This window comes from Geobacillus sp. PLS 41, assembly GCF_056494105.1.
Map to the genome: position 1 here is coordinate 3,075,823 of NZ_CM151395.1, position 21,218 is coordinate 3,097,040.

Sequence of the window (21,218 nt, forward strand, 5' to 3'; positions counted from 1 at the left end):
AGAATCGTCTATGAACAAATTGACGAAACGGCGCCGGGCAAAACAGGCGTTAAAAAAAGTAACAGCAACGGCGGAAGCACTGCGGCGGTCCATCGACCGAACGCGCCCGCTTGAAGAGCAGCTCGACCGCATCCGCGCCTTGTTGGATGAACAGCTTGGCCATGATGAATATTTTGTTCTTGTCGATGAAAACGGATACGGACTCGTTCATACGAACCGCCTCCGCGAGGGAAGGGTGTTTGCCGACCCGGTCGGGCTGGCTGCCGCCCGCACGAACGAGCCGCTCTTGCAAGTGTACGAACGCGATACAGGCGAAGTGTTGATTGACGCCAGCTGCCCGCTTTGGACGGAGCCGGGCGGAAGGCGGATCAATTTGCGGATGGGGCGGCTCATGCACCGTCCGTATTTGCAATGGGCGTTAGCAAGCATCGCCATCGCGCCCGCAGCCGTTGGGCTGGCCGCTTCCATCGCAGGGGCGCCGCCCGTTTTGGCCGCGCTGTGCGCCGCTGCGGTTGGGCTTGGGCTTGGCGCCGCCTGGCATCGGGCCATTGCCGCCCAGCTTCGCCATTGGTACAGCGTCACCCGCACTGTCTCCTCGGGTCAATTGCGGACAGAAGTGAAAACGACGGGAAAACGGGATGAATTTCATCAAATCGCCTACGAAATCAACAAAATGATTCTCGGCATCCGCACGATCATCAATGAGCTTGGCAAAGCGGCCAAAACGGTGCATGATGTCAGCCATGAGCAACAAATGGAAATGCGCCGCCTCTCTGAATCGTTTGACGAAATCGCCGCTGCTGTTGAAACGTTCCGCGAAGGGGCGAAACAACAAACGACCGCTGTCGAACAAGCGGGTGACGTCATCGGGCAGATGGTGGAACGCGTGCAACTCATGCGGGCCGCCGTTGAACGCGTCGTACGGCAAGCGGGCGACGCTTGGTCGTCAGCAGCAGAAGGCATCCGCCTCATTGAGGAAACGAAAACAAACATGGACGCGATGCAGCGCGGCATCGGCGAAATGACTGCCCTCATCGACAAAGCAGCCAATGAAGCAGCGCGCGTTCATGAGATGATCGCCGCCATTCGCACGATCGCCAAACAAACGAACTTGCTCGCCCTAAACGCCTCGATCGAAGCGGCGCGGGCCGGTGAAGCGGGCCGCGGTTTTTCGATCGTCGCCGAAGAAGTCCGAAAGCTCGCTGAAGATACAAACGCGTTCGCCGCTGAAATTTTTGCTTCGCTCGACGCCATGACGAACGCGCTCAAAGAAACGGTGCAAGCTGTACAAGGAAGCGGCCTCCGCGTTGAAACAACGAAAGACTCTCTTTGGAAAACAGGGGAAACGTTCACATCGTTTCAAGGCATGTTCGCCCAACTGAACGACTTGCTTCAGCAAAACGAAGCGTATGTTAACGCCATCACCGCCGATGGCGAGCAGCTCGGCGGACTGATGGAAGACGTACGCACCGTCGCCGCCGATTTTTCAAATATGGTGCAAGAAACGGCGGCGGGGCTTGAGCAACAGACGCTCGCCCTTCACCAGTTGGCGCGGGAAGCCGACACGTTGGCTGCAGCAGCGCGCGATTTAGAAAAAATGATCGCCCGCTTCCACTCATAACGAAACGAAGCCCTTTCGTCCCCCTTCACCAAAAAACTTTGGGGAACGAAAGGGCTCATTTACCGGCGCGGCAGCTGCCGGCGCCAAAGAAGCCACAACAGCACAAGACTCATATAACCAAACAGCGGATAGATGAATGACAGCAGCTCCCCGTAATGAAACGGGCTGACCGCCGCAAACAGCAAAACGAGCAGCACGCCCAGCCATTTCCCGCCAAGCGGCGCCCAAACGCGCACTTGGCGTGCAAGTCCAAACATGCCGCCGATGACCGATGTAAAAATTTCTCCGTAAATGACGACGACATAAAGCCAATACAACACAGTAAAAAACGTATGAACGACTTCGGCCATTGGAATATCATAATCGTCCTTGTGTGGAAACGACAGCAGCACCATATGGTTCAACAGCAGCAAAACCGTCAACACCATTCCGCCTAACATCGCTCCGCGCCTCACCGCTCGCTCATCGGTCGCTTCGCGGGCGATGGGGACAAGCACCGCTTGGGCCATCGCCAAGTTAAAGGCCGCATAGGAAAACGGGGACAACATCGCCTTGAGGGAATAGTCCACCGCAGCCATGTCCGGACGGCACAAATCGCCAGCCACGATTGTTTTCACAAAGGCGATGGCGCTGAACAGCACCATCATCGGCGCGACAAACACGTTGACGCCAAACAGCCCTTTGCGGTCAAACAACATGACAAGAAGCGCCAACCCGAGCGTCAGCGCGACGCCTGCCTGCCGTGTCCAGCCGAGCTGCTCTTCAAACACGGCACCCGCCCCGGCGATCATCACCGCCGTCACCCCCGCGATCATCGCCGTCATCACAAGCGTCACAAACGGACTCAACATTCTTCCGAACAAATAGCGATTCAATTCATCATAGGACGCGGCTCCAATGCGGCGCGCCATCACCATTAGGCGCGCGCCGCCCCATGTGAACAAAACGCCGCTGACCGCCACCCCGATCGTCCCAGCCATTCCGTAGCGGGTAAAAAATTCAATAATTTCCCTGCCAGTCGCAAATCCCGCTCCAATCACCGTGCCGACGTAAACAGCGGCGATTTGCCATGCTTCCGACCATTCCGCTTTCTTCTTCACTGACTGCCCTCTCCTTCTCCTTGTCCGTTGCTTTACTTCCATATATATGTCCGCAGCGGACAAGAAAGACGAGTAGAAAAAAAGGATGCCTCCCTCGGCATCCTTCGTTACTGAACCGTCACTTGTTCGACTTGATGTTCGTGCAGCCCGCCGCTTCCTTCGACGTGCACTTTCACCGAATACGTTCCTTTGTTGGCAAACGTGGCCATTGCTTCGTATTCGCCGTTTCCTTTTTCATCTGCATCCACAAATTCATGCTTATTGTCCGCCTGCCAAATCTCAAAGCGAACGGTGGCGTTCGTAAACGGCTTCCCATCTTTGGTGAGGTGAACGGTCAATGCCGCCGGTTTTCCGGCTTCGAACGAACGGGACGACAGCGAAATGGCGACGGCGCCATGATGATTTTCTTCAGCACTGCCTTGGGAATTTTCGCGCGCACCGTCGGCCGTCGCCGCCTGTTCCGGGTTGCCGGCGACAATATCTTTTTTCGGCATGTTATGCATATCGCGCGCCGTCACATGGGCGACGACCGAATATGTTCCCGCTTGGGTAAATGTTTTTTCCACCGAGTAGCGGCCATCGCCGTCATGCTTCGCTTCAAGCATTTCCCGCTCGCTGCTTCCGTGTTTCCATACTTCAAACTTGACTTCGCTCGCATCGTCCACTTTTTCACCGCCGTACGTCACGACGCAGGCGAGCTTGGTCGGTTTGTTCAAATCGATGTGATCCGGAACATCCATTTTCACTTCAAGCACGGCCGGCGTCTCGGCTTGCTTGTTGTGATTTGTACAAGCAGCCATGATCATCATCCCCAAAAGTACAACAGCAAACGCGAAACCAACATGTCTTCTCATCTTCACCTTTCTCCTTTTTCCTTCAAATTCATGATCATCGTCAGCACCAAAGACGGAGTCTTTTCCGCCTCTTTTTCTGTTTTTCACTTTATCATAGCTTTGCCGCACCTACATTAGTATTCACCATTTTTTCAAAAACATTTCATCGTTATCACAATTTTTTTGTACAAAACACTTGAAAGTCAAAAAAGGTCAAAGTATAATAAAGTCAGAAAGTCAAAGAAAGTCAAAGTCAAATCCCGAATAAGAGAAAAGGGGGTATGTCTCATGCTATGCCAAGCATGCCAACAACGTGAAGCAACAGTGTTTGTCAACTTGCAATGGAACGGGGAAAAACAACAACTTCACCTGTGCCATGAATGCTATGAAAAGCAAAAACAACAACTGTCCATTCCGATGAACTTCGGCTTTTCACCGTTTTCCTTTGATGACTTCTTTACTAGCCCGTTCACAGCCGCCAACGCCGGAATGAGCGCGCCGAAAACGATGGCGAAGCGCCCGCAAAGCCATGGCGGTGGATTTTTGGATCAATTCGGCCGCAACTTGACGCAAATGGCGAAAGCGGGCTTGATCGATCCGGTCATCGGCCGCGACAAAGAAATCGCCCGCGTGATCGAAATTTTAAACCGCCGCAACAAAAACAACCCGGTGTTGATCGGGGAGCCGGGTGTCGGGAAAACAGCCATCGTTGAAGGGCTCGCGCTGAAAATCGCCGAAGGGCAAGTGCCAGAAAAACTGTTGAACAAAGAAGTGTACTTGCTTGACGTCGCTTCGCTTGTTGCCAACACCGGCATCCGCGGCCAGTTTGAAGAGCGGATGAAACGGCTCATCGCCGAATTGCAAGAGCGGAAAAACATCATCTTGTTCATTGACGAAATCCACCTGCTCGTCGGCGCTGGCGCCGCTGAAGGCTCGATGGACGCCGGCAATATTTTAAAACCGGCGCTCGCCCGCGGGGAACTGCAAGTCGTTGGGGCGACGACACTCAAAGAATACCGGCAAATTGAAAAAGACGCGGCTCTTGAGCGCCGCTTCCAACCGGTCATCGTCCACGAGCCGACCGTTGAGGAAGCGATCGCCATCTTAAAAGGCATTCAGCCAAAATATGAACAATTCCATCATGTCCGCTATACGGACGAGGCGATCGAAGCGTGCGTGAAATTGTCGCACCGCTACATTCAAGACCGCTTCCTCCCGGACAAGGCGATCGACTTGTTGGATGAGGCCGGCTCGAAAGCGAACTTGCGCCTCGGCCCGACCGATGAAAAGCAACTGCAAGAGCGATTGATCCAAATCGCGAAAGAAAAAGAACAAGCGGCGAAAGAGGAAAACTATGAACTGGCGGCGAAACTGCGCGCTGAAGAGCTGAAGCTTGAGAAACAACTCGAGCAAGGCGTCACCCAAGAACGCCCAACAGTCGATGTGGCGGACATCGAGCAAATCATTGCCGAGAAAACCGGCATCCCGGTCGGCAAACTGCAAGCCGATGAAAAAGAAAAAATGAAACATCTCGAAGAAAACTTGGCGAAAAAAGTGATCGGCCAAGCGGAAGCGGTGAAAAAAGTCGCCAAGGCGATCCGCCGCAGCCGCGCCGGCTTGAAAGCGAAACACCGCCCGATCGGTTCGTTCTTGTTTGTCGGCCCGACCGGCGTCGGGAAAACGGAGCTCGCCAAAACGCTCGCTGAAGAGCTGTTTGGCACAAAAGACGCCATGATTCGCCTCGATATGAGCGAATACATGGAGAAACATTCGGTCTCGAAGCTGATCGGTTCGCCGCCGGGCTATGTCGGCTTTGAAGAAGCCGGCCAGCTGACAGAAAAAGTGCGCCGCAATCCGTACAGCATCATCTTGCTCGACGAGATTGAAAAAGCGCACCCGGATGTACAGCACATCTTCCTGCAAATTTTGGAAGACGGCCGCTTAACCGACAGCCAAGGCCGCACCGTCAGCTTCAAAGACACCGTCATCATCGCGACAAGCAACGCCGGTGTGACCGACAAAAAAATCACCGTCGGCTTTGAAAAAGAGGGCAACAGACAAACAAGCGTCCTTGACTCGCTCAGTGCCTACTTCAAGCCGGAATTTTTGAACCGCTTCGACGCCATCATCGAGTTTAAGCCGCTCGAAAAAGCGCACTTGCTTGAGATCGTCGACCTGATGCTCGCCGATGTCAAAGCGGCGATGCGCGAACAAGGCATTGAACTCGAGGTGACCGAAGCGGCGAAAGAAAAACTGGCCGAACTCGGCTACCATCCGGCCTTCGGCGCCCGCCCGCTCCGCCGCGTCATCCAAGAGCAAGTCGAAGACAACATCGCCGACTGCCTGCTTGACGCGGATCAATCGGTGCGTGCGATCCGTATCGATGTCAAGGACAATGCCATTGTGGCGGAAATCGCCTAATTGTGGCTTAACGACCAACGCGCACACCTATATCATCCATCACCCGAATGACTCGAACATCGCCCCATCCCGTTTTCGGGGTGAGGAAGTGTTTTAGGGAAGAGCAGCAAAAAGAGCCGCCCCGAAGTTTGTATGTAAGGAGGAAATGAATCAATCAGCCCCTGCTTCTTTCGCTCAGAGGGATTGGCGCATCATCGCCATCCCTTTTTCTTTTTCCATCTTTTCGCCAAGAACAATAAGATTTTGCTATAATGAAGAAAAACGCAAGGGGGCATCGCGATTGCCAAACGAAATGGAGACGATCATCATTCAGACGCTCCGCCCGGCTCTTCACCCGTTCGTCATCTACCTGTTCGGTTCAGCCGCCCGTGGGACGCTGCGCCCAGACAGCGATGTCGACATCGCCTTTGTCAGCGACGGCGAACCGCATGATCCGTATGAGCTGTTTCGGCTCGCCGGGGAGTTGGCTGACAAGTTAGGGCGAGATGTCGATCTTGTCGATTTGCGCCAAGCCAGCACCGTGTTTCAAGCGCAAGTCGTCTCGACGGGAAAAGCCATTGATTGCCGCGACGAGCGGAAACGGGCTGAGTTCGAAATGAAAACATTGAAAATGTATGTGAAACTAAACGAAGAGAGAGCACCGGTGTTAAAACAAATTACGGAAAGCGGGAGCATATATGAAAAGTGATGTCATTTTAAACAAGATCAGCGTGATCGAACGCTGCCTGAAACGAATTCGTGAAGAATATAACGGCGATCCAAAAAATTTACAAAATTACACAAAACAAGATTCGATCGTTCTGAATTTACAGCGGGCGTGCGAGGCATGCATCGATTTGGCCATGCATATTGTGGCCGAGCAGAAATTCGGATTGCCGCAGCATAGCCGCGATGCATTCGCTCTCCTCGAAGAACATGGGGTCATCTCCCCTTCCATAAGCAAAAAGATGAAGGCGATGGTCGGATTCCGCAACATCGCCGTTCACGACTATCAACAACTGAACCTTGGCATCTTGCAAGCCATCGTCGAACACCATCTTGATGATTTCAAACAATTTACGAAAGCCATCCTCGATTATGCTAAGAAAAACAGCTAGGCCGGCTTCAGTGCGGAAGCCGGCCGGTTAGCGCCGCAGACCGTTCATCAACACGTGAATCGTCCGCTCCATCTCCGCCTCATCGTCCCAATGGTGGTCAGGCAAAAGGAGAAAGCGGGCGGCCAAAAAGCCGGCGAGCGATGTGATCGTCAGGCGGATGACGGAATCGACCGGCAGCTCGGCCAACTCACCTTTTTCTTGAAAATGGCGGACAATGCGGGCGAATTTTGGATACACGTGCTCGGTAAACACGCGTTGAAAGCACTGTTTAATCTCGGAATGAAAGGCAACCTCCTGCCAAAGCACGCGAATCGCTGGCAAATACTTTTTCACAAAGGCGTAGCGATTGGAAAACACCGCGCGCAAAAACTGTTCGTACGTCTCATATTCGTTGTCAAACACTTCACGGACAAACTCTTTCGCCAAAAACGGGGCGACGGACTGAAACAATGTCGGCGTGACGATCGCCAACAATAAGTCTTTTTTCGTCTTATAGTGGCGGAAGATCGTGCCTTCCGCCACCCCGGCCTTTTTGGCGATTTCACTCGTGGAAGTCGCCGCATAGCCTTTTTCGGCAAACATTTCCACTGCGGCTTCCAAAATTTTCAGCTGCTTTTCACTGAACTGCTCTTCCTTGCCGCCGATTTGCAGCAGCTCTTGAATCCATGGATGCTCACTCATGACTCTACTCCTTACAGCTTGCGGTATTTTTTCAGCGCTACTACATTTAATAGCATAAACAGCAACGTAAAGCCAAGCAGCACGTACACATCCACGGCGATGGCGCCAAAGCCCTCTCCCCGCACCATAATATCGCGCAGCGCATCCGCCCCGTAGGTGAGCGGCATGATGACGCTCAGCGAGCGAAGCCATTCTTCCATCGTGTCAAGATTGAACAAGCCGGAGAAAAACACTTGCGGCACGACGACAAGCGGGATAAACTGCACCATTTGCAGCTCGTTGTTGGCGAACGCCGACAGCAGCATCCCAAGCGCCAGCGCTGTCATCGCCAGCAAAAACGTAATGAGCAGCACATACCAAAACGAACCTTCCATCATCATGTCCAACACATCAATGGCAAACCATGAAATTAAGCTCGCTTGAATCGTGGTAAACAATCCGAACCCGATCATGTAGCCAACGCCCATTTCCCAGCGCCGAATTCACTCGCTTGATCAATGCCGGCGATCATGCGCACCAACGTCGTCTTGCCCGCCCCCGACGGGCCGAGCAGGCCGAATATTTCCCCCGTCTGGACTTCCAACGACACATCGTCGATGACTACTTTTTTTCCAAACCGCTTGGAAACACGCTCGACTTGAATAGGTGGATGAGTGCGCATTGTTCATTCCCCCTTTACACCTCATCATGACGTCACCAGTTTGCCGGATTCCTCCGATTCCTGAACCATACGTTTCTTGAATGCCGAAACGATGACGAGAACAACCCCGACAAACGCCAGCCAACATAAGACGGAAACGGGTTCGTTCCATTGAAATGTCGGATCAAAGAAAAAGAGTTCCCGAAGCCCCTCGACCATGAAGCGCTGCGGCAGCCATGAATAAACCCAATCGCGGTAAAATGATGTCATCAATTCCGGCGCCATGGGAAGCAGTGGAGCGCCGAAGAACAAAAGAAGAATAAAAATCAGGATCCCTTTTAACCCAATCCAAGCGAACACGGCGCTTTCAATGGCAAAAAAGCTAAAAAAGGCAAGGGAAACAAACAGCGCCATATCTATAAATGAAGGGATATGAAATCCGATCGCATCCGCCATCCCGATAAGTCCAAATCCTGCGATCAGCGCCAGCAGCAGCCCAACAACCGTTTTCATCACCTGTGCAGCTAGCTTCTCGCGTCGATGGGCAAACGCGCGTCGATCCATCGCTAAATGTAGCAGCGCCGCTGCAGCGAGGCTTGCCATCCAAATCGGCTGAACGAACGAAACAGGCGCATTGCCGTTGGCGCTGTGTGTGCCGACCGCGTGAATGACGGCCGTCTCTTTCTCAACAGGCGAGGCGAGAAGAGCAGCCTGTTCAACCGTCACCATTCCCCCTTTTTTAGACATCGCTTGCAACAATTGTTGGCGCACGTTGGCATTGATATGGTCCGCCGCTTGATTCAAGATTTGCTGCACGATGGCAGACGCTGCGGCATTCATTCCTTGATTGACGACGATTTTCACTTTTGGGGCAGAAGGACGGGGCGTCTGCAGGGACGCTACTTTCTTGCTGAAATCTTTTGGAATGATGAGAGCGCCATAATAGTGTTGCTTATCCATTCCTTTTTTCGCTTTGTTCTCGCTGTCAACTTGCATCCAATCAATTGGGGGTTGATCCTTTCCAGCTGCATTCGATTTCGCCATGTTTTGGATGGCTTGTTCAATGTTCTTCCCCATGTTGATCGGGGGCTGATTCGGCAATTGCACCCCTTCGTCCTCGTTGACAAACGCAACGGGAAGCTTTTGCGGCTTCGGATGCACGGTTGGAACAAGAACAAGAGAGAAAATCAATACTACAATGGCCACCATGACAGGCGACAAGGCCACCCACTTACTTCTCAAAATGCTCATGCACCTTTCCTCCTTCTTGAAATAAAATAGTGAGTAATCACTCACAAAAAGTATAAAACAGGACAAACGTGTTTTTAAAGTGAGTAATCACTCGCAAAACAAATTTTTTGAGCTGCCGAACTGTCGGCAGCCCCTTCCTAGTTCATCGTTTGAATGTCTTGCCAGCCGTAGCACCACTCCGATAACACTGTTCCGCCGATTTCCACCCTTTCCTCGGCCAGTTTTTCACCGCCAAGCCGTTCGTAAAAACCGCGCGACGGATTGGCGGCAAGCACCCAGACGACGAGCGAATGAATGCCTTTTTGCGCCAAGTCGCGGGCCAAGGCTTGCACAAGCCGCCGTCCCCATCCTTTTCCTTGGGCCTCTTTGAGCAAATACACCGCGTACAGCTCCCCGTCATACTTCGCTATCGGACCGTCGGATGCTCGATTTCGTCCGCCGGAGACGAATCCAACGACGCGTCCGTTTTCCTCGGCGACAAACACGGAATGGTCCGATTGGCTGAGCACCTTCTCCCATAACGTTTGTTTTTCTCCCACTGCCAACGTCTCCAAGTACGCGTCCGGCACGATGCCGCTGTACGTCGTCTTCCAACTTTCGACGTGGACCGAAGCGATGGCCAGTGCGTCGACCCATGTGGCTTTACGGATCATCGTTTTCCCCCTTTTCCCCAGTTTGATAGAAGTTTTCAAATTGAACGCTCTCCCACCTACGCTTGAGCTTTGAGGTGAGAGATTGTTGGAAACACCCGCCCCACAGCAGGCTGTCAACCAAGCCATCCCCGCCCAACACGTGGAAGTGGGGGTCTTCTCGGCGCGAGATGATAAAGAAAAGCAGGGCGGTGCTGTTCCCGCCCGCCTTCTTTGCTTCTTTTTACAAGGCTTTGTCATCGACGCTGTCCAACCACCGCTCGATATGGCCGACGACCGAAGCGACCGCCCCGTCAGCAAACGGCGACTTTAGGTTGGCGCTTTTGACGAGCTCAGTAAACGGCCGGCTGCCGCCCAATCGGCAAAGCGCCACATAGTCGCGCCAGGCTGATTCCCGGTCTTCCTGCGCCCGCTTCCAAAACTGGAACGCGCACACTTGCGCCAATGTATAATCAATGTAATAAAACGGATCGGTGTAAATATGCCCTTGCCGCTGCCAAAACCCGCCGCGCTCAAGGTAGTCATGGCCGGCATAGTCTCTTGTCGGCAAATACGCTTTTTCGATGCTGCGCCAGACACTCTTCCGCTCCGCTGGCGTCATATCCGGGTTCTCGTAGACCGCGTGCTGAAATTCATCGACCGCCACGCCGTACGGCAAAAACAAGAGCGCGTCGCTCAAATGGGCGAACCGGTATTTGTCGGCGTCGTCGGCGAAAAACAGCTCCATCCACGGCCAGGTGAAAAACTCCATGCTCATCGAATGGATTTCACACGCCTCAAGCGTCGGCCAGTTGTATTCCGGAATGTCGTAATGACGGCTTTCATACACTTGGAACGCATGTCCGGCTTCATGGGTCAATACGTCAATGTCGCCGGATGTGCCGGTAAAGTTCGAGAAAATAAACGGCGCCTTGTAATCATCGATATACGTGCAATAGCCGCCGCCCGCCTTCCCTTTTTTGGCGACGAGGTCCATCAATTCGTGTTCGACCATATAGCGGAAAAACTCGCCGGTTTCCGGCGACAGCTCTTCATACATGCGCCGGCCGTTGTCAACAATCCAAGCGGCGTCCCCTTTTGGCGCCGGGTTGCCGGTTGGAAACATAAACGGTTCGTCGTAATAGTAGAGCTTCTCGACCTTGATGCGCTGCCGCTGGCGCTCGCGCAGCTTGGACGCGAGCGGGACGATGTGCGTTTTTACCTGCTGGCGATAGCCTGCAACCATGTCGGCATTGTAATCGGTCCGTCCTAAACGGGCATAGCCGAGCTCAACAAAGTTTTGGAACCCAAGCTTCCGGGCGATCGCTGTGCGGACGTGGACGAGCTCATCATACAGCTCATCGAGCTCTTTTTCGTGGTCCGTGAAAAACGAAAACCGCGCTTCGCTCGCCCGTTGGCGCATCGTGCGGTCCGGCGACTCGACAAACGGCTGCAGCTGGGCGAGCGTCCGCTCCTCTCCTTCAAACATGATTTTCGCCGATGCAATGAGCTTCGTATATTCGCTGGCCAGCTTGTTTTCTTTTTGCAAGTCTTCGACAACCGCCGGCGCGTATGTTTTCAGTTGCGTTTCCGCCAACGCAAACAGCTGTTTTCCCCACACTTGTTCCAATTCAGCGCGGAACGGCGAGGAAACAAGCGCGCGGTAATAATCGTTGACGAGCCCCTTGACGACCGGCTCGGTTTCATCGAAAAAGTCCTGTTCTTGTTTATAAAATTCATCGTTTGTATCAATCGTATGGCGGATGTGGCAAAGGTTCGCCATCGTGCTGTAGCGGCGGCGCAGTGCATTGATCCGCTTCATCGCCTCGTGCTGCAAGGCGGCGCTCCCGGCACGGCGGAACGAATCAAGCGCTTCTTGAAACGATGCTTGCAATTGAGCGATGTCCGGCCGCTCGTAACGAAATTCGGAAAACTTCATGCTCTGTCCCTTCTTTCCTTTCATTTTTACATTTTTTCATCACTCAGCCGACCTACTGTTTATTCGCCATGAATCCTCAAAATCCTTCTCGATTTCCTATTCTCTGGGTTCATCACCACAAATTATACTAATCATTTCACTCATATTTCGCAACCTTTGCATAATATATAAAAAACCACCCATATATGCGCATAAAAAGGCTCTTCACCAAAATTTTGCGCTTTCTCTTTTCCATCGGTCCATCAGGCGCGTTGGAAATCTTTATCTGAGAGAGCGTGCAAACGTTCCGAAAGAATGTGCAAAATCTGGAACAATTGGAGGCTTGGATTCATCGTTATTCGTTTTGTTCTTGTTCAGTTGTGCGAGCCATCGCAAAATCACTCGTCAAACGAACAGACGAAATCATATCATGCATTTTATCGTCTTATTCGAATGGGAAAATGGAGGAAACGAATAACAAGATTAAGCGGATCAAACGTCGGGGATACGGATACAGAAATATCCAACGTTTTGCATTTCGGGTTCGGTTAGAAACAGCTAACATACTTTAATGGCTAGTGCAAGTACATCTTTTAGTTTTTAGTGATGAACCATTCTCTGAACAAATTTCCATTTTATTTCCTCATAGAAAAAGAAGGCAACTATCATGATCTTGATCTTCGCAACCATTTCTATTTTTCAAAAACAAATCATATTCCCATTCGCGCCCTCTTCCCCCTAGAAATAGCGGCCATGGATTGGGAATCTCGTCCCATCTTCTGTATTTCCCAAAAACATATTGACGATTTTTGTCGAATCAGGTAAGATAGTGTCGGCAACCATATACCCCCTCTCCACTTCAATGGGATAGAGGTTGCGGTGAACAAAAGTAGCGCTGCCGAGGCTCGGAGCGGTCCATGACGCAGCGGGAAAGGGTTCACCGCCGAAGTTTGCGGCGCGCTCCGGCGGCGCAAGCTGGGCCTGCGGCCGAACAGGCGCAGGACTGCCATCGCCCTTGGGCGATGGAGCGCTATCGCCATTCAGTTGGATGCGAATCGATCATGCACCCGCTGAAAAGGCGCGGGTGCTTTCTTTTTTCGAAAGGAGCGTTTTGACCTTGGATCAGCAACGAAAACTTGGCATTTGGGTGTTAACCGCGCTTGTCGTGGGCAATATGGTCGGATCCGGCATTTTTATGCTGCCGCGCTCGTTGGCGGAGGCGGCGAGCCCCATCGGCGTCATGTTCGCCTGGCTGCTGACCGGAGCCGGTGTCCTCATGACGGCGCTTGTGTTTGGCAACTTGGCAATCCGCAAGCCCGACTTAGGCGGCGGTCCGCAAATTTACGCGAAGGAGCTGTTTCCGAAAGGTTCGAACTTGTCGATTTTATCCGGCTTTATGTCATCATGGGGCTACTGGGTCGGCAACTTTGCCGGCAACGTCGCGATCATTACAACATTTGCAAGCTACTTGTCGACGTTTTTCCCGGTGCTGACAAGCGGCCAAACGGTGTTCACCGCCGGGTCGTTCACCTTGAAGCTTGGGAACTTGTTGACGTTTCTCGTCTGCACGGCGCTCCTTTGGGGGATGCATATCATCATTTTGCGCGGTGTAGAAGGCGCTGGCAAGCTGAATTTTGTCGCCACCGCGGCCAAAGTGCTTGGCTTTTTCCTATTTATCGTCATCGCCTTGTTTGCCTTTGACAAAGCGGTCATCGGCCCGCTTGATGCCCCTCGCTATGACGGGAACGGACAGCCGATCGGTTTGCTTGGACAAATCAACAACGCCGCTTTATCGACACTCTGGGCGTTTGTCGGCGTTGAATCGGCGATGGTGTTCGCTTCCCGCGCGCGCAAACAAGCGGACGTAAAACGGGCGACGATCGCCGGCCTGCTCATCGCCTTAGCCATTTACATCGGCATCAGCTTTTTGGTGATGGGCGTCTTGCCGCAACGCGAACTGATTCAATCGGAAAAACCGCTCGTGGACGCCATCAATGCCATCGTCGGACCGGCGGGCGGCTACGTGTTGGCTGGCCTTGGGCTGATCAGCTTGCTTGGCTCGACGCTCGGCTGGATCTTGTTGAGCGCCGAAGTGCCGTACCAGGCGGCGAAACAAGGGATGTTTTTGCCGGTTTTTTTGAAGGAAAACAGAAAAGGGGCACCGAGCTTCTCGCTCACATTGTCAAACGCGCTGGCGCAATTGTTCATTTTCTCGACCATTTCCAACTCGATGGCAACAGCGTTTGACTTCGTCATTTACATCGCCACGCTCGCTTATCTCGTTCCATATTTGATTGCTTCCGTCTTCCAGCTGAAGCTCACGCTCACGGGGGAAACGTATGCGGCAGGACGGGAGCGGCTCGCTGACGGCATCGTTGCGGCGCTGGCAACATTGTATTCCGTCTGGGTCGTCATCGCCGGGACGGCGGATATGAAAACGTTCCTGCTGGGCGTTGCCTTGCTGGCAAGCGGCGTGATCTTCTACCCGCAGGTGAAAAAGGCAGCGCAGCAGGCAAATGAAAAACAAAAACTGTCGGCATAGCTAAAAAACGGACGCCTATCGTTTGGGCGTTCGTTTTTTTCTGTTTTGGGGCAGGATCTTTTCTTTCGTAAGACGAAATATACAAGATGGTTCCATTTTTGAAGGAAAGAGAGGTCTTGCTGATGAACAACAACGAGCACCTGACGAAACGCCGCGGCATGACGGCGGAAGATTTGCTTCGCCTCCGCTCGGTGCGCGACCCGCACTACGCGCCGGACGGAACGCGCGTCGTGTTTGTGGAAAAATCGATCGACGAAGAAAACCAATACCGCTCCCATCTATCTATGTGGACGGAAGACGGCGCCGTCCGTCCATGGACGTTCGGGCGCTGTCGCGACACGAAGCCGCGCTTTTCCCCGGACGGCGAAACGATCGCCTTTTTGTCTGACCGCTCGGGGCGTGTGCAGCTTTGGCTGCTGCCTGCCAATGGCGGCGAAGCGCGCCAGCTGACGTTTTTCAAAAACGGCGTGCGCGATTACGTCTGGTCGCCGGATGGAACGTTTCTCATCGCCCTAACGACGCTTGGCGATGATGAAACGATTGAAGACCGCGAAGAACCGGAAAAGGCAGAAGTGAAGCGAACCGACCTGAAACCGCGCGTTGTCGAGCGGCTGTATTACAAATCGGATGCGGCTGGTTTTCTTGACGGCAAACGGGCGGTGCTCGCGCGCATCGATGTGCTGTCAGGAAAAATCGAAGCGTTGACGGGCCGCGAGGAAGAAATCGGTTCGTTTGCCGTTTCGCCAAACGGACGGACGCTCGCCTTTGTCGCCAACCGAAACGAGGATCCGGACACCACCTTTACCCGCGACATCATTTTGCTCGATCTCGAGAAAAAAACAGAAACGAACTTGACGAACGGCTGCGGCGCGTTCGCTTCACTCGCCTGGTCGCCGGACGGAATGAAGCTCGCGGCCATCGGCCATGATTTGGCTTATCTTGGGGCGACGCTTCACCAGCTTTACGTCTTTGAGCCGGAACGTGGAACGAAGCGGGTGTTGACCGCCGACTGGGACGTCCATCTCGGTGACACCATGGTCGGCGACATGCACGCTGATGCGAAAGGCCCGGGCCCGATTTGGGCGAGCGACGGAAGCGGCCTGTATGTCACCGCCTCAGAGCGCGGACGCGTCAAGGCATATTTCGTCTCGCTCGCCGGCCCGATCGTTCCAGTGGTCGAAGGAGATTTTCATCTATACGGATTCACCGTCCATCCGAATGGACGGCAAGCCGTCGCCGCCATCAGCTCGCCTACGTCCGTTGGCGATTTATATGCGGTCTCGCTTGCCGATGGAACGAAAACACGGCTTACGCGTGCCAATGAAGCGCTTGAACATGAAGTGGCCTTCGCCGCTGCCGAACCGTTTACGTATCGATCGGCGGACGGTTTGGAGATTCAAGGCTGGATCGTCAACTACCCCCACTTAGCTAACGCTTGAAGTGGGGGCTTGCAACTCCCCAGAAGTACAAGCGGACTTCGTCCTCCTTCCTTGACTTGGGGTTGCATCAGGGCAGGTTGACAACTACCCAACGACGCAGGTCATGCCTGCATCGTTACCGATTCTCTCGGTGTGTCTGTTGGCAGTACTTGGCTTCCACACACAACAGACGGATCTACGCTCGATGTTTTACGGTTACAACGTTTCCTGTAACCAACTCCATACATCGAGTAGCAGTTATTGGAGTGCCTTTATTAAACGGTTTTCTCCACGCCTTTATTATATCATACACAAAAGAAAAGGGGAACGCGCATTCCTCTCCCACTTACTCCCTTTGGTCGTTGAAGTGGGAGTCTCCTGCGCGAAATAGGATGAAACCGCCTGAGCTTGACGAAGGGGAAAAGGCGCCGCTTGTCGTCGAAATTCACGGCGGGCCGCATGCGATGTATGGATTTACGTTTTTCCATGAATTGCAGCTGCTCGCTTCATCCGGTTATGCCGTGCTGTTTACGAACCCGCGCGGCAGCCACGGATACGGCCAGTCGTTTGTCAATGCGGTGCGCGGCGACTATGGCGGCATGGATTATGAAGACATTATGGCTGGCGTCGACGCCGCCATCAGCAAGTTCGACTTTATTGACAAAGAACGGCTTGGCGTCACCGGCGGCAGCTACGGCGGATTTATGACGAACTGGATCGTTGGGCATACCGACCGATTCAAAGCGGCTGTCACTCAACCCCGAGTTCGACAGTTTTGAGGCCATTTTAGGCAAATGCAAATGGTCAAAATGCTGTAATATCAAGGATTTCACGATGTGAATCCTAGAAAAAAACGCTGAATTTCATAGGCACACGACTTGACAAATTAACCTTTTAAAATAGCCAAATATCGTTTATAATATAGGCATGTACATGCGGAAAGTAACACGCAAAAATAAAGATGGAACGATCGTGGCGTATCTCCAGCTTGCTCATAATGAATGGGATCCAAAGGCCAAATAGGCGAAAGCGAAGGTGATGGATTCGTTCGGTCGCGAAGATGAAGTGGATCGCGCCGTCTTGGAGCGTCTGGCCAAAAGCATTTCGCGATCCTTTCTCCTGACTCATGAATCGTGGCCGAAAGTAAGGGACGAATGCGAGCGTCTTATGCTTGGACATTTTTCTTCAAAAACGGAGACCTTGATCAACGAACCGAGCTGACGGCCAAACAAGCGCAACTCTTTGCGGCTCTAGGGCTGGAACCTCCTCCGAAGATCCTAGGCATCCATCATCGCCCCTAGATACACGCCCGAAGTGTGCTCAAATGCCTCCCGTCCCTTTTGTATCAAGGGTCGAGAGGCATTTTGTTTGCCTAGTCACTGTCGAACTCGGGTCAACGTTCGATTTCCAACTGGCTCAGCTTCTCTGGCGTGAGCGACATCGGCTACTTTTTCACGAAATGGGAAGTCGGCTGCGACGTTTGGGAAGACGCTGAGCGGCTTTGGCATCATTCGCCGCTCAAATACGTCAAACACATGCGCACACCGCTGTTGATTTTGCACAGCGAACGCGATTACCGCTGCCCGATTGAGCAGGCGGAGCAGCTGTTTGTCGCCTTAAAGCAGCTCGGGCGGGAAACAAAGCTCGTCCGCTTTCCGGACGCCAACCACGATTTGTCGCGCACCGGCAACCCTGCTCTTCGGCTTGAGCGTCTTCGCCATATCGTCGACTGGTTTGACCGCTATTTGAAAGGAGCATCGCATTAATCCGAAAGGAGAAACACCATGCACGCACTCGTCATCGGTGGGACAGGCATGTTAACCGACGTGTCGCTTTGGCTCGTGCGAGAAGGGTACCATGTATCCATCGTCGCCCGGAACAGGGAACGGATGGAACGGCTCATCGCCCGCGCCGCACATCTGGAGGCCATTACCCCGCTTTTGGTCGATTATCGCGATCATGATGTACTATGTTCCTTGATTCACCAAACAATCAATGAAAACAGAGCCTTCGACCTTGTTGTCGCATGGGTGCACAGCGACGGGAAACAGGCGTTTCCGGCCATCATCCGGGAAAATAGCAGACATCCCGGTCCTTGGCGTCTGTTCCACGTGCTCGGCAGCCGGGCCCATCCGGCCGAGGCAAAGCGGGAACTCCGTTTGTCTTCCGCTTGCCTGTACCGGCAAATTCAGCTTGGCTTCGTGATCGAAGAGCACAGCACGCGTTGGCTCACCCATCAAGAAATCAGCAGCGGCGTCATTGACGCCATTCGGCGTGATGCGCCGTTTCATCTTGTCGGCACACTAGCATCAGAGAAGAAGCGGCCGCATTAATGGGAAGCGCCCTCTCGTTTGTACCGAGAGGGCGCTTTGTCCGCCTTTGGCGCGGATGGTTTCACGATGGAAGCAGTTCGACATAATCGCCCGTTTTCAAGCCGGCCGCGTTCGCTTCATCGGTGTCAATGTGCATATCTAATGCAAAATCTTCGCTGACGCGGACGATCACTTCGTCAAAAATGAGCGCCCGCTCCCCTTGCGTTTTCACTTTCACAACTTGTTTATCGCGGACGCCAAACGTCTCGGCATCTTTCGGCGTCATATGAATGTGGCGCTTGGCAATGATCACCCCTTTGTCGACGGTCACCGTCCCCTTCGGTCCGTGAATCGTAATGCCTGGCGTTCCGTCAATATCGCCGGATAAGCGGATCGGGGGCGCGACGCCGAGCTTGAAGCTGTCGGTTTTCGAAATTTCAAGCTGGGTGAGCGAACGGACCGGTCCGAGGACGCGGACGTTTTCAATTTTCCCTTTCGGCCCTTCGACCGTCACCGTTTCCTTGGCGGCGAACTGGCCAGGCTGCGACAACGGCTTGAGCACCGTCAGCTCGGCGCCTTCGCCAAACAGCGCCGCCATGTGTTCTTTTGATAAATGAATGTGGCGATTCGATACCCCTACTGGAACCATCAATGGTGATCTCTCCTTTTTTGCTGGCTATGGTATGTTCTTTATATAACGTATCCATTTCCGGCAAAATTAAAGAGGCCGACCTCGCGTCAGCCCCTTGTTTTTGCCCCATATCCTAATTTTTTCAGCAGCGCAATCGCCTGCTCTTTTTCTGCCGCCGTCAGCGCCGAAACCGTTTCGTGAATTTTTTCCGCATGCTCGGGAAATACGCGTTCAATAAACCGCCGCCCCTCTTCTGTAATGGACGCGTACGTGACGCGCCGGTCCTTTTCGCAGGCGCGGCGGACGATCAATCCTTTGTTTTCCAGTTTGTCAATGACGTAGGTGATGCTCCCGCTCGCCAGCAAAATTTTTTCGCCAATTTGCTGGAGCGGCTGATCCCCTTTATGGTATAACAATTCTAACACGGCAAATTCGGTCGGATTGACCCCGAATGAGTGGATTGATTTGTTCACTTGGTCGCTTACGGCGCGGTAAGCCCGCGACAATACGATAAACAACTTTAGCGATTGCTCGAGTTCTTGCTCTTTTTGTTCCATGCCATCCAACCCTTTGCATTTAACCATTTCTTACTTGCATTATACTTGAACAGCAAACAGGCAGGCAACCGTTTTTGCCAGGCGCTGGTCCATTTTTCTCGCCAGCGGCCGTTCCTTTCGCTATGATAATTTTGTTATAGGGCAGCGCTTGGGCGATTGTCACATTTGTGGAAACGGCGCATATGAAAAAATAAAGGCTGATGAAGGGGGAATTGGATGAACGGGGTATTGACCGGCAGTGTGCTGTCCGCCTTATCGACCGGACTTGGCGCTGTGCCGATTTTGTTTATGGCCAAATCGCTCACCCACCGCTGGCGCGATGTGCTCCTCGCGTTTTCAGCCGGCATTATGATGGCGGCCTCGATGACAAGTCTTATTCCCGAGGCCCTGCGGTCCGGCGGTTTTGAGGCGCTCGCCATCGGATTGGCGGCGGGGGTGCTCGTGTTAACGTTGCTTGAGATGACCGTCCCCCATATCGACTTGGAGCATACGAAAAGCGGCTTGCAATTCGACGAAAAGGCGATGCTCATCATCGCCGCCATTGCGATGCACAATCTCCCCGAAGGGCTGTCAGTCGGGGTGAGCTACGCCTCAGACGGCGCTTCGCAAATCGGCAATTTGATCGCATTGGCCATCGGCTTGCAAAACGCGCCGGAAGGATTTTTGGTCGCCTTGTTTTTAGTCAATCAGCAGATTGGCCGCTTTAAAGCGTTTGTCATTGCCACGTTAACCGGCGCGGTCGAAATTGTGACGTCTTTGCTCGGCTTTTATTTAACCTCTCTCTTCCGCGGCCTCGTTCCATACGGGTTGGCGTTTGCCGCCGGGGCGATGCTGTTTATCATTTACAAAGAGCTCATTCCCGAAAGCCATGGCGATGGAAATGAACGGACATCGACGTACGCGTTTATTGTCGGCATTTTGTTTATGATTTTTCTAACACAATCGTTTTAACGAAAACAACCCCGCTGCCTGTATATAAGCAGCGGGGCGTTCATTGTTATTGGACGGCTTCCTCTTTTTCTTCATATGGATGAGCGACCCAGCCGGACGGGTCGATAAACAAGCGCACCGCAACGACCCGACGGTCATCCATGAGCGTAAAGTAATGCGGATTCCCTTCCGGCACGGAAATGACGTCGCCGGCTTCAAGCTCTACATCAAAATAGCCGGTTTCTTTGTCGCCTTTGATGATGAAAATGCCATGGCCGGCCGTAATGGCGCGCACTTCATCTTCCGTATGGATGTGCACTTGTTCAAATTTTTTCAGCAACTCATCCAAGTTCGGCGTCGCGTCGGACAGAGCGACGATATCCCACGTTTTGTAGCCGCGGCGCGCCGCTAAATCTTCAATTTCGTCTTTGAACGTCGCTAAAATTTCATTTTTTTCTTCATCTGTCAGAACATATTTATCGCGCAAATGCTCCGGCAGTTTCGTGATGTCCCAATGTTCATACAACACCCCTTGACTGTTCAAAAACGCGCGCACATTGTCTTCTCCTTCAATCACTTGGCCCGTTTTTCTCACTTTGATGACTGCCATTGTTCACATCCTCCTTTGGAAAAATGT

Annotated in this window: 16 protein-coding genes, 7 pseudogenes and 1 riboswitch; of the genes and pseudogenes, 12 read left to right on the top strand and 11 right to left on the bottom strand. The window is 53.0% G+C overall.

The window, feature by feature from the left end:
* The first annotated feature begins 10 nt into the window (after positions 1-10).
* Positions 11-1,621, top strand: a complete 1,611-nt coding sequence (locus tag ACVX3G_RS15385; RefSeq protein WP_014195295.1) for a methyl-accepting chemotaxis protein — start codon at positions 11-13, stop codon at positions 1,619-1,621.
* A 59-nt stretch (positions 1,622-1,680) separates the two neighbouring features.
* Here ACVX3G_RS15385 and ACVX3G_RS15390 read toward each other — a convergent pair whose 3' ends face one another.
* Positions 1,681-2,721 carry a YkvI family membrane protein gene (locus tag ACVX3G_RS15390; RefSeq protein ID WP_014195294.1) on the bottom strand — a complete coding sequence of 347 codons (1,041 nt, stop codon included), beginning with the start codon at positions 2,719-2,721 and terminating at the stop codon, positions 1,681-1,683.
* A gap of 107 nt (positions 2,722-2,828) precedes the next feature.
* Positions 2,829-3,575, bottom strand: a complete 747-nt coding sequence (locus ACVX3G_RS15395) for a FixH family protein (RefSeq protein WP_025039183.1) — start codon at positions 3,573-3,575, stop codon at positions 2,829-2,831.
* A 267-nt stretch (positions 3,576-3,842) separates the two neighbouring features.
* Between ACVX3G_RS15395 and ACVX3G_RS15400 the strand changes: the two genes are divergently transcribed.
* From ACVX3G_RS15400 to hepT, 3 genes are all read left to right on the top strand, one after another.
* Positions 3,843-5,975, top strand: coding sequence for an ATP-dependent Clp protease ATP-binding subunit (locus ACVX3G_RS15400; protein ID WP_014195292.1), 2,133 nt, complete (start codon positions 3,843-3,845; stop codon positions 5,973-5,975).
* A gap of 280 nt (positions 5,976-6,255) precedes the next feature.
* Positions 6,256-6,663, top strand: coding sequence for a type VII toxin-antitoxin system MntA family adenylyltransferase antitoxin (gene mntA, locus ACVX3G_RS15405; RefSeq protein WP_014195291.1), 408 nt, complete (start codon positions 6,256-6,258; stop codon positions 6,661-6,663).
* Positions 6,653-7,072, top strand: coding sequence for a type VII toxin-antitoxin system HepT family RNase toxin (hepT, locus tag ACVX3G_RS15410; RefSeq protein ID WP_014195290.1), 420 nt, complete (start codon positions 6,653-6,655; stop codon positions 7,070-7,072). The genes mntA and hepT overlap by 11 nt, the downstream gene beginning before the upstream one ends.
* Before the next feature lie 27 nt (positions 7,073-7,099).
* Here hepT and ACVX3G_RS15415 read toward each other — a convergent pair whose 3' ends face one another.
* The 6 genes and pseudogenes from ACVX3G_RS15415 to ACVX3G_RS15440 all read right to left on the bottom strand — a co-directional run bounded on the left by ACVX3G_RS15415 (position 7,100) and on the right by ACVX3G_RS15440 (position 12,212).
* Positions 7,100-7,753: a TetR/AcrR family transcriptional regulator gene (locus ACVX3G_RS15415; RefSeq protein ID WP_014195289.1), complete on the bottom strand. Its 654-nt coding sequence runs from the start codon at positions 7,751-7,753 to the stop codon at positions 7,100-7,102.
* Positions 7,754-7,764: 11 nt separating this feature from the next.
* Positions 7,765-8,235, bottom strand: a pseudogene (locus ACVX3G_RS15420) (ABC transporter permease); the annotation flags it as partial.
* Positions 8,235-8,414 (bottom strand): annotated as a pseudogene (locus ACVX3G_RS15425) (ATP-binding cassette domain-containing protein); the annotation flags it as partial. The pseudogenes ACVX3G_RS15425 and ACVX3G_RS15420, both read right to left, overlap by 1 nt.
* 24 nt (positions 8,415-8,438) lie before the next feature.
* On the bottom strand, positions 8,439-9,644 hold the full coding sequence (locus tag ACVX3G_RS15430) for a YhgE/Pip domain-containing protein (RefSeq protein WP_014195286.1): 1,206 nt from the start codon (positions 9,642-9,644) through the stop codon (positions 8,439-8,441).
* Between the two features lie 137 nt (positions 9,645-9,781).
* Positions 9,782-10,297 carry a GNAT family N-acetyltransferase gene (locus tag ACVX3G_RS15435; RefSeq protein ID WP_014195285.1) on the bottom strand — a complete coding sequence of 172 codons (516 nt, stop codon included), beginning with the start codon at positions 10,295-10,297 and terminating at the stop codon, positions 9,782-9,784.
* 220 nt (positions 10,298-10,517) lie between these two features.
* Positions 10,518-12,212, bottom strand: a complete 1,695-nt coding sequence (locus ACVX3G_RS15440) for a M3 family oligoendopeptidase (protein ID WP_021321685.1) — start codon at positions 12,210-12,212, stop codon at positions 10,518-10,520.
* 299 nt (positions 12,213-12,511) lie between these two features.
* Here ACVX3G_RS15440 and ACVX3G_RS15445 point away from each other — a divergent pair.
* The 7 genes and pseudogenes from ACVX3G_RS15445 to ACVX3G_RS15475 all read left to right on the top strand — a co-directional run.
* Positions 12,512-12,763, top strand: a pseudogene (locus ACVX3G_RS15445) (transposase); the annotation flags it as partial.
* Between the two features lie 288 nt (positions 12,764-13,051).
* Positions 13,052-13,232: riboswitch (Lysine riboswitch) on the top strand.
* A gap of 76 nt (positions 13,233-13,308) precedes the next feature.
* On the top strand, positions 13,309-14,733 hold the full coding sequence (locus ACVX3G_RS15450; protein WP_014195281.1) for an amino acid permease: 1,425 nt from the start codon (positions 13,309-13,311) through the stop codon (positions 14,731-14,733).
* A 122-nt stretch (positions 14,734-14,855) separates the two neighbouring features.
* Positions 14,856-16,160 (top strand): annotated as a pseudogene (locus ACVX3G_RS15455) (TolB family protein); the annotation flags it as partial.
* A gap of 383 nt (positions 16,161-16,543) precedes the next feature.
* Positions 16,544-16,909, top strand: a pseudogene (locus tag ACVX3G_RS15460) (prolyl oligopeptidase family serine peptidase); the annotation flags it as partial.
* Between the two features lie 169 nt (positions 16,910-17,078).
* A pseudogene (locus ACVX3G_RS15465) lies at positions 17,079-17,261 on the top strand (IS1634 family transposase); the annotation flags it as partial.
* A 284-nt stretch (positions 17,262-17,545) separates the two neighbouring features.
* Positions 17,546-17,917: pseudogene (locus ACVX3G_RS15470) on the top strand (alpha/beta hydrolase family protein); the annotation flags it as partial.
* An 18-nt stretch (positions 17,918-17,935) separates the two neighbouring features.
* The gene (locus ACVX3G_RS15475) at positions 17,936-18,484 is read left to right on the top strand and encodes a short-chain dehydrogenase (protein ID WP_014195275.1); all 549 of its coding nucleotides are present in this window, start codon (positions 17,936-17,938) and stop codon (positions 18,482-18,484) included.
* A 61-nt stretch (positions 18,485-18,545) separates the two neighbouring features.
* Here ACVX3G_RS15475 and ACVX3G_RS15480 read toward each other — a convergent pair whose 3' ends face one another.
* Complete coding sequence (locus tag ACVX3G_RS15480) at positions 18,546-19,112, bottom strand: phosphate propanoyltransferase (RefSeq protein WP_021321403.1); 567 nt, start codon at positions 19,110-19,112, stop codon at positions 18,546-18,548.
* 89 nt (positions 19,113-19,201) lie between these two features.
* Positions 19,202-19,651 (bottom strand): MarR family winged helix-turn-helix transcriptional regulator, encoded by a 450-nt coding sequence (locus ACVX3G_RS15485; protein ID WP_014195273.1) that lies wholly within the window; start codon positions 19,649-19,651, stop codon positions 19,202-19,204.
* A 216-nt stretch (positions 19,652-19,867) separates the two neighbouring features.
* Between ACVX3G_RS15485 and ACVX3G_RS15490 the strand changes: the two genes are divergently transcribed.
* Positions 19,868-20,602: a ZIP family metal transporter gene (locus ACVX3G_RS15490; RefSeq protein WP_014195272.1), complete on the top strand. Its 735-nt coding sequence runs from the start codon at positions 19,868-19,870 to the stop codon at positions 20,600-20,602.
* Between the two features lie 46 nt (positions 20,603-20,648).
* Here the strand turns inward: ACVX3G_RS15490 and ACVX3G_RS15495 are convergent, their stop codons facing one another.
* A complete protein-coding gene (locus ACVX3G_RS15495; protein ID WP_011230457.1) occupies positions 20,649-21,191 on the bottom strand; it encodes a 1,2-dihydroxy-3-keto-5-methylthiopentene dioxygenase in 543 nt (180 codons plus the stop codon).
* Positions 21,192-21,218 lie beyond the last annotated feature (27 nt).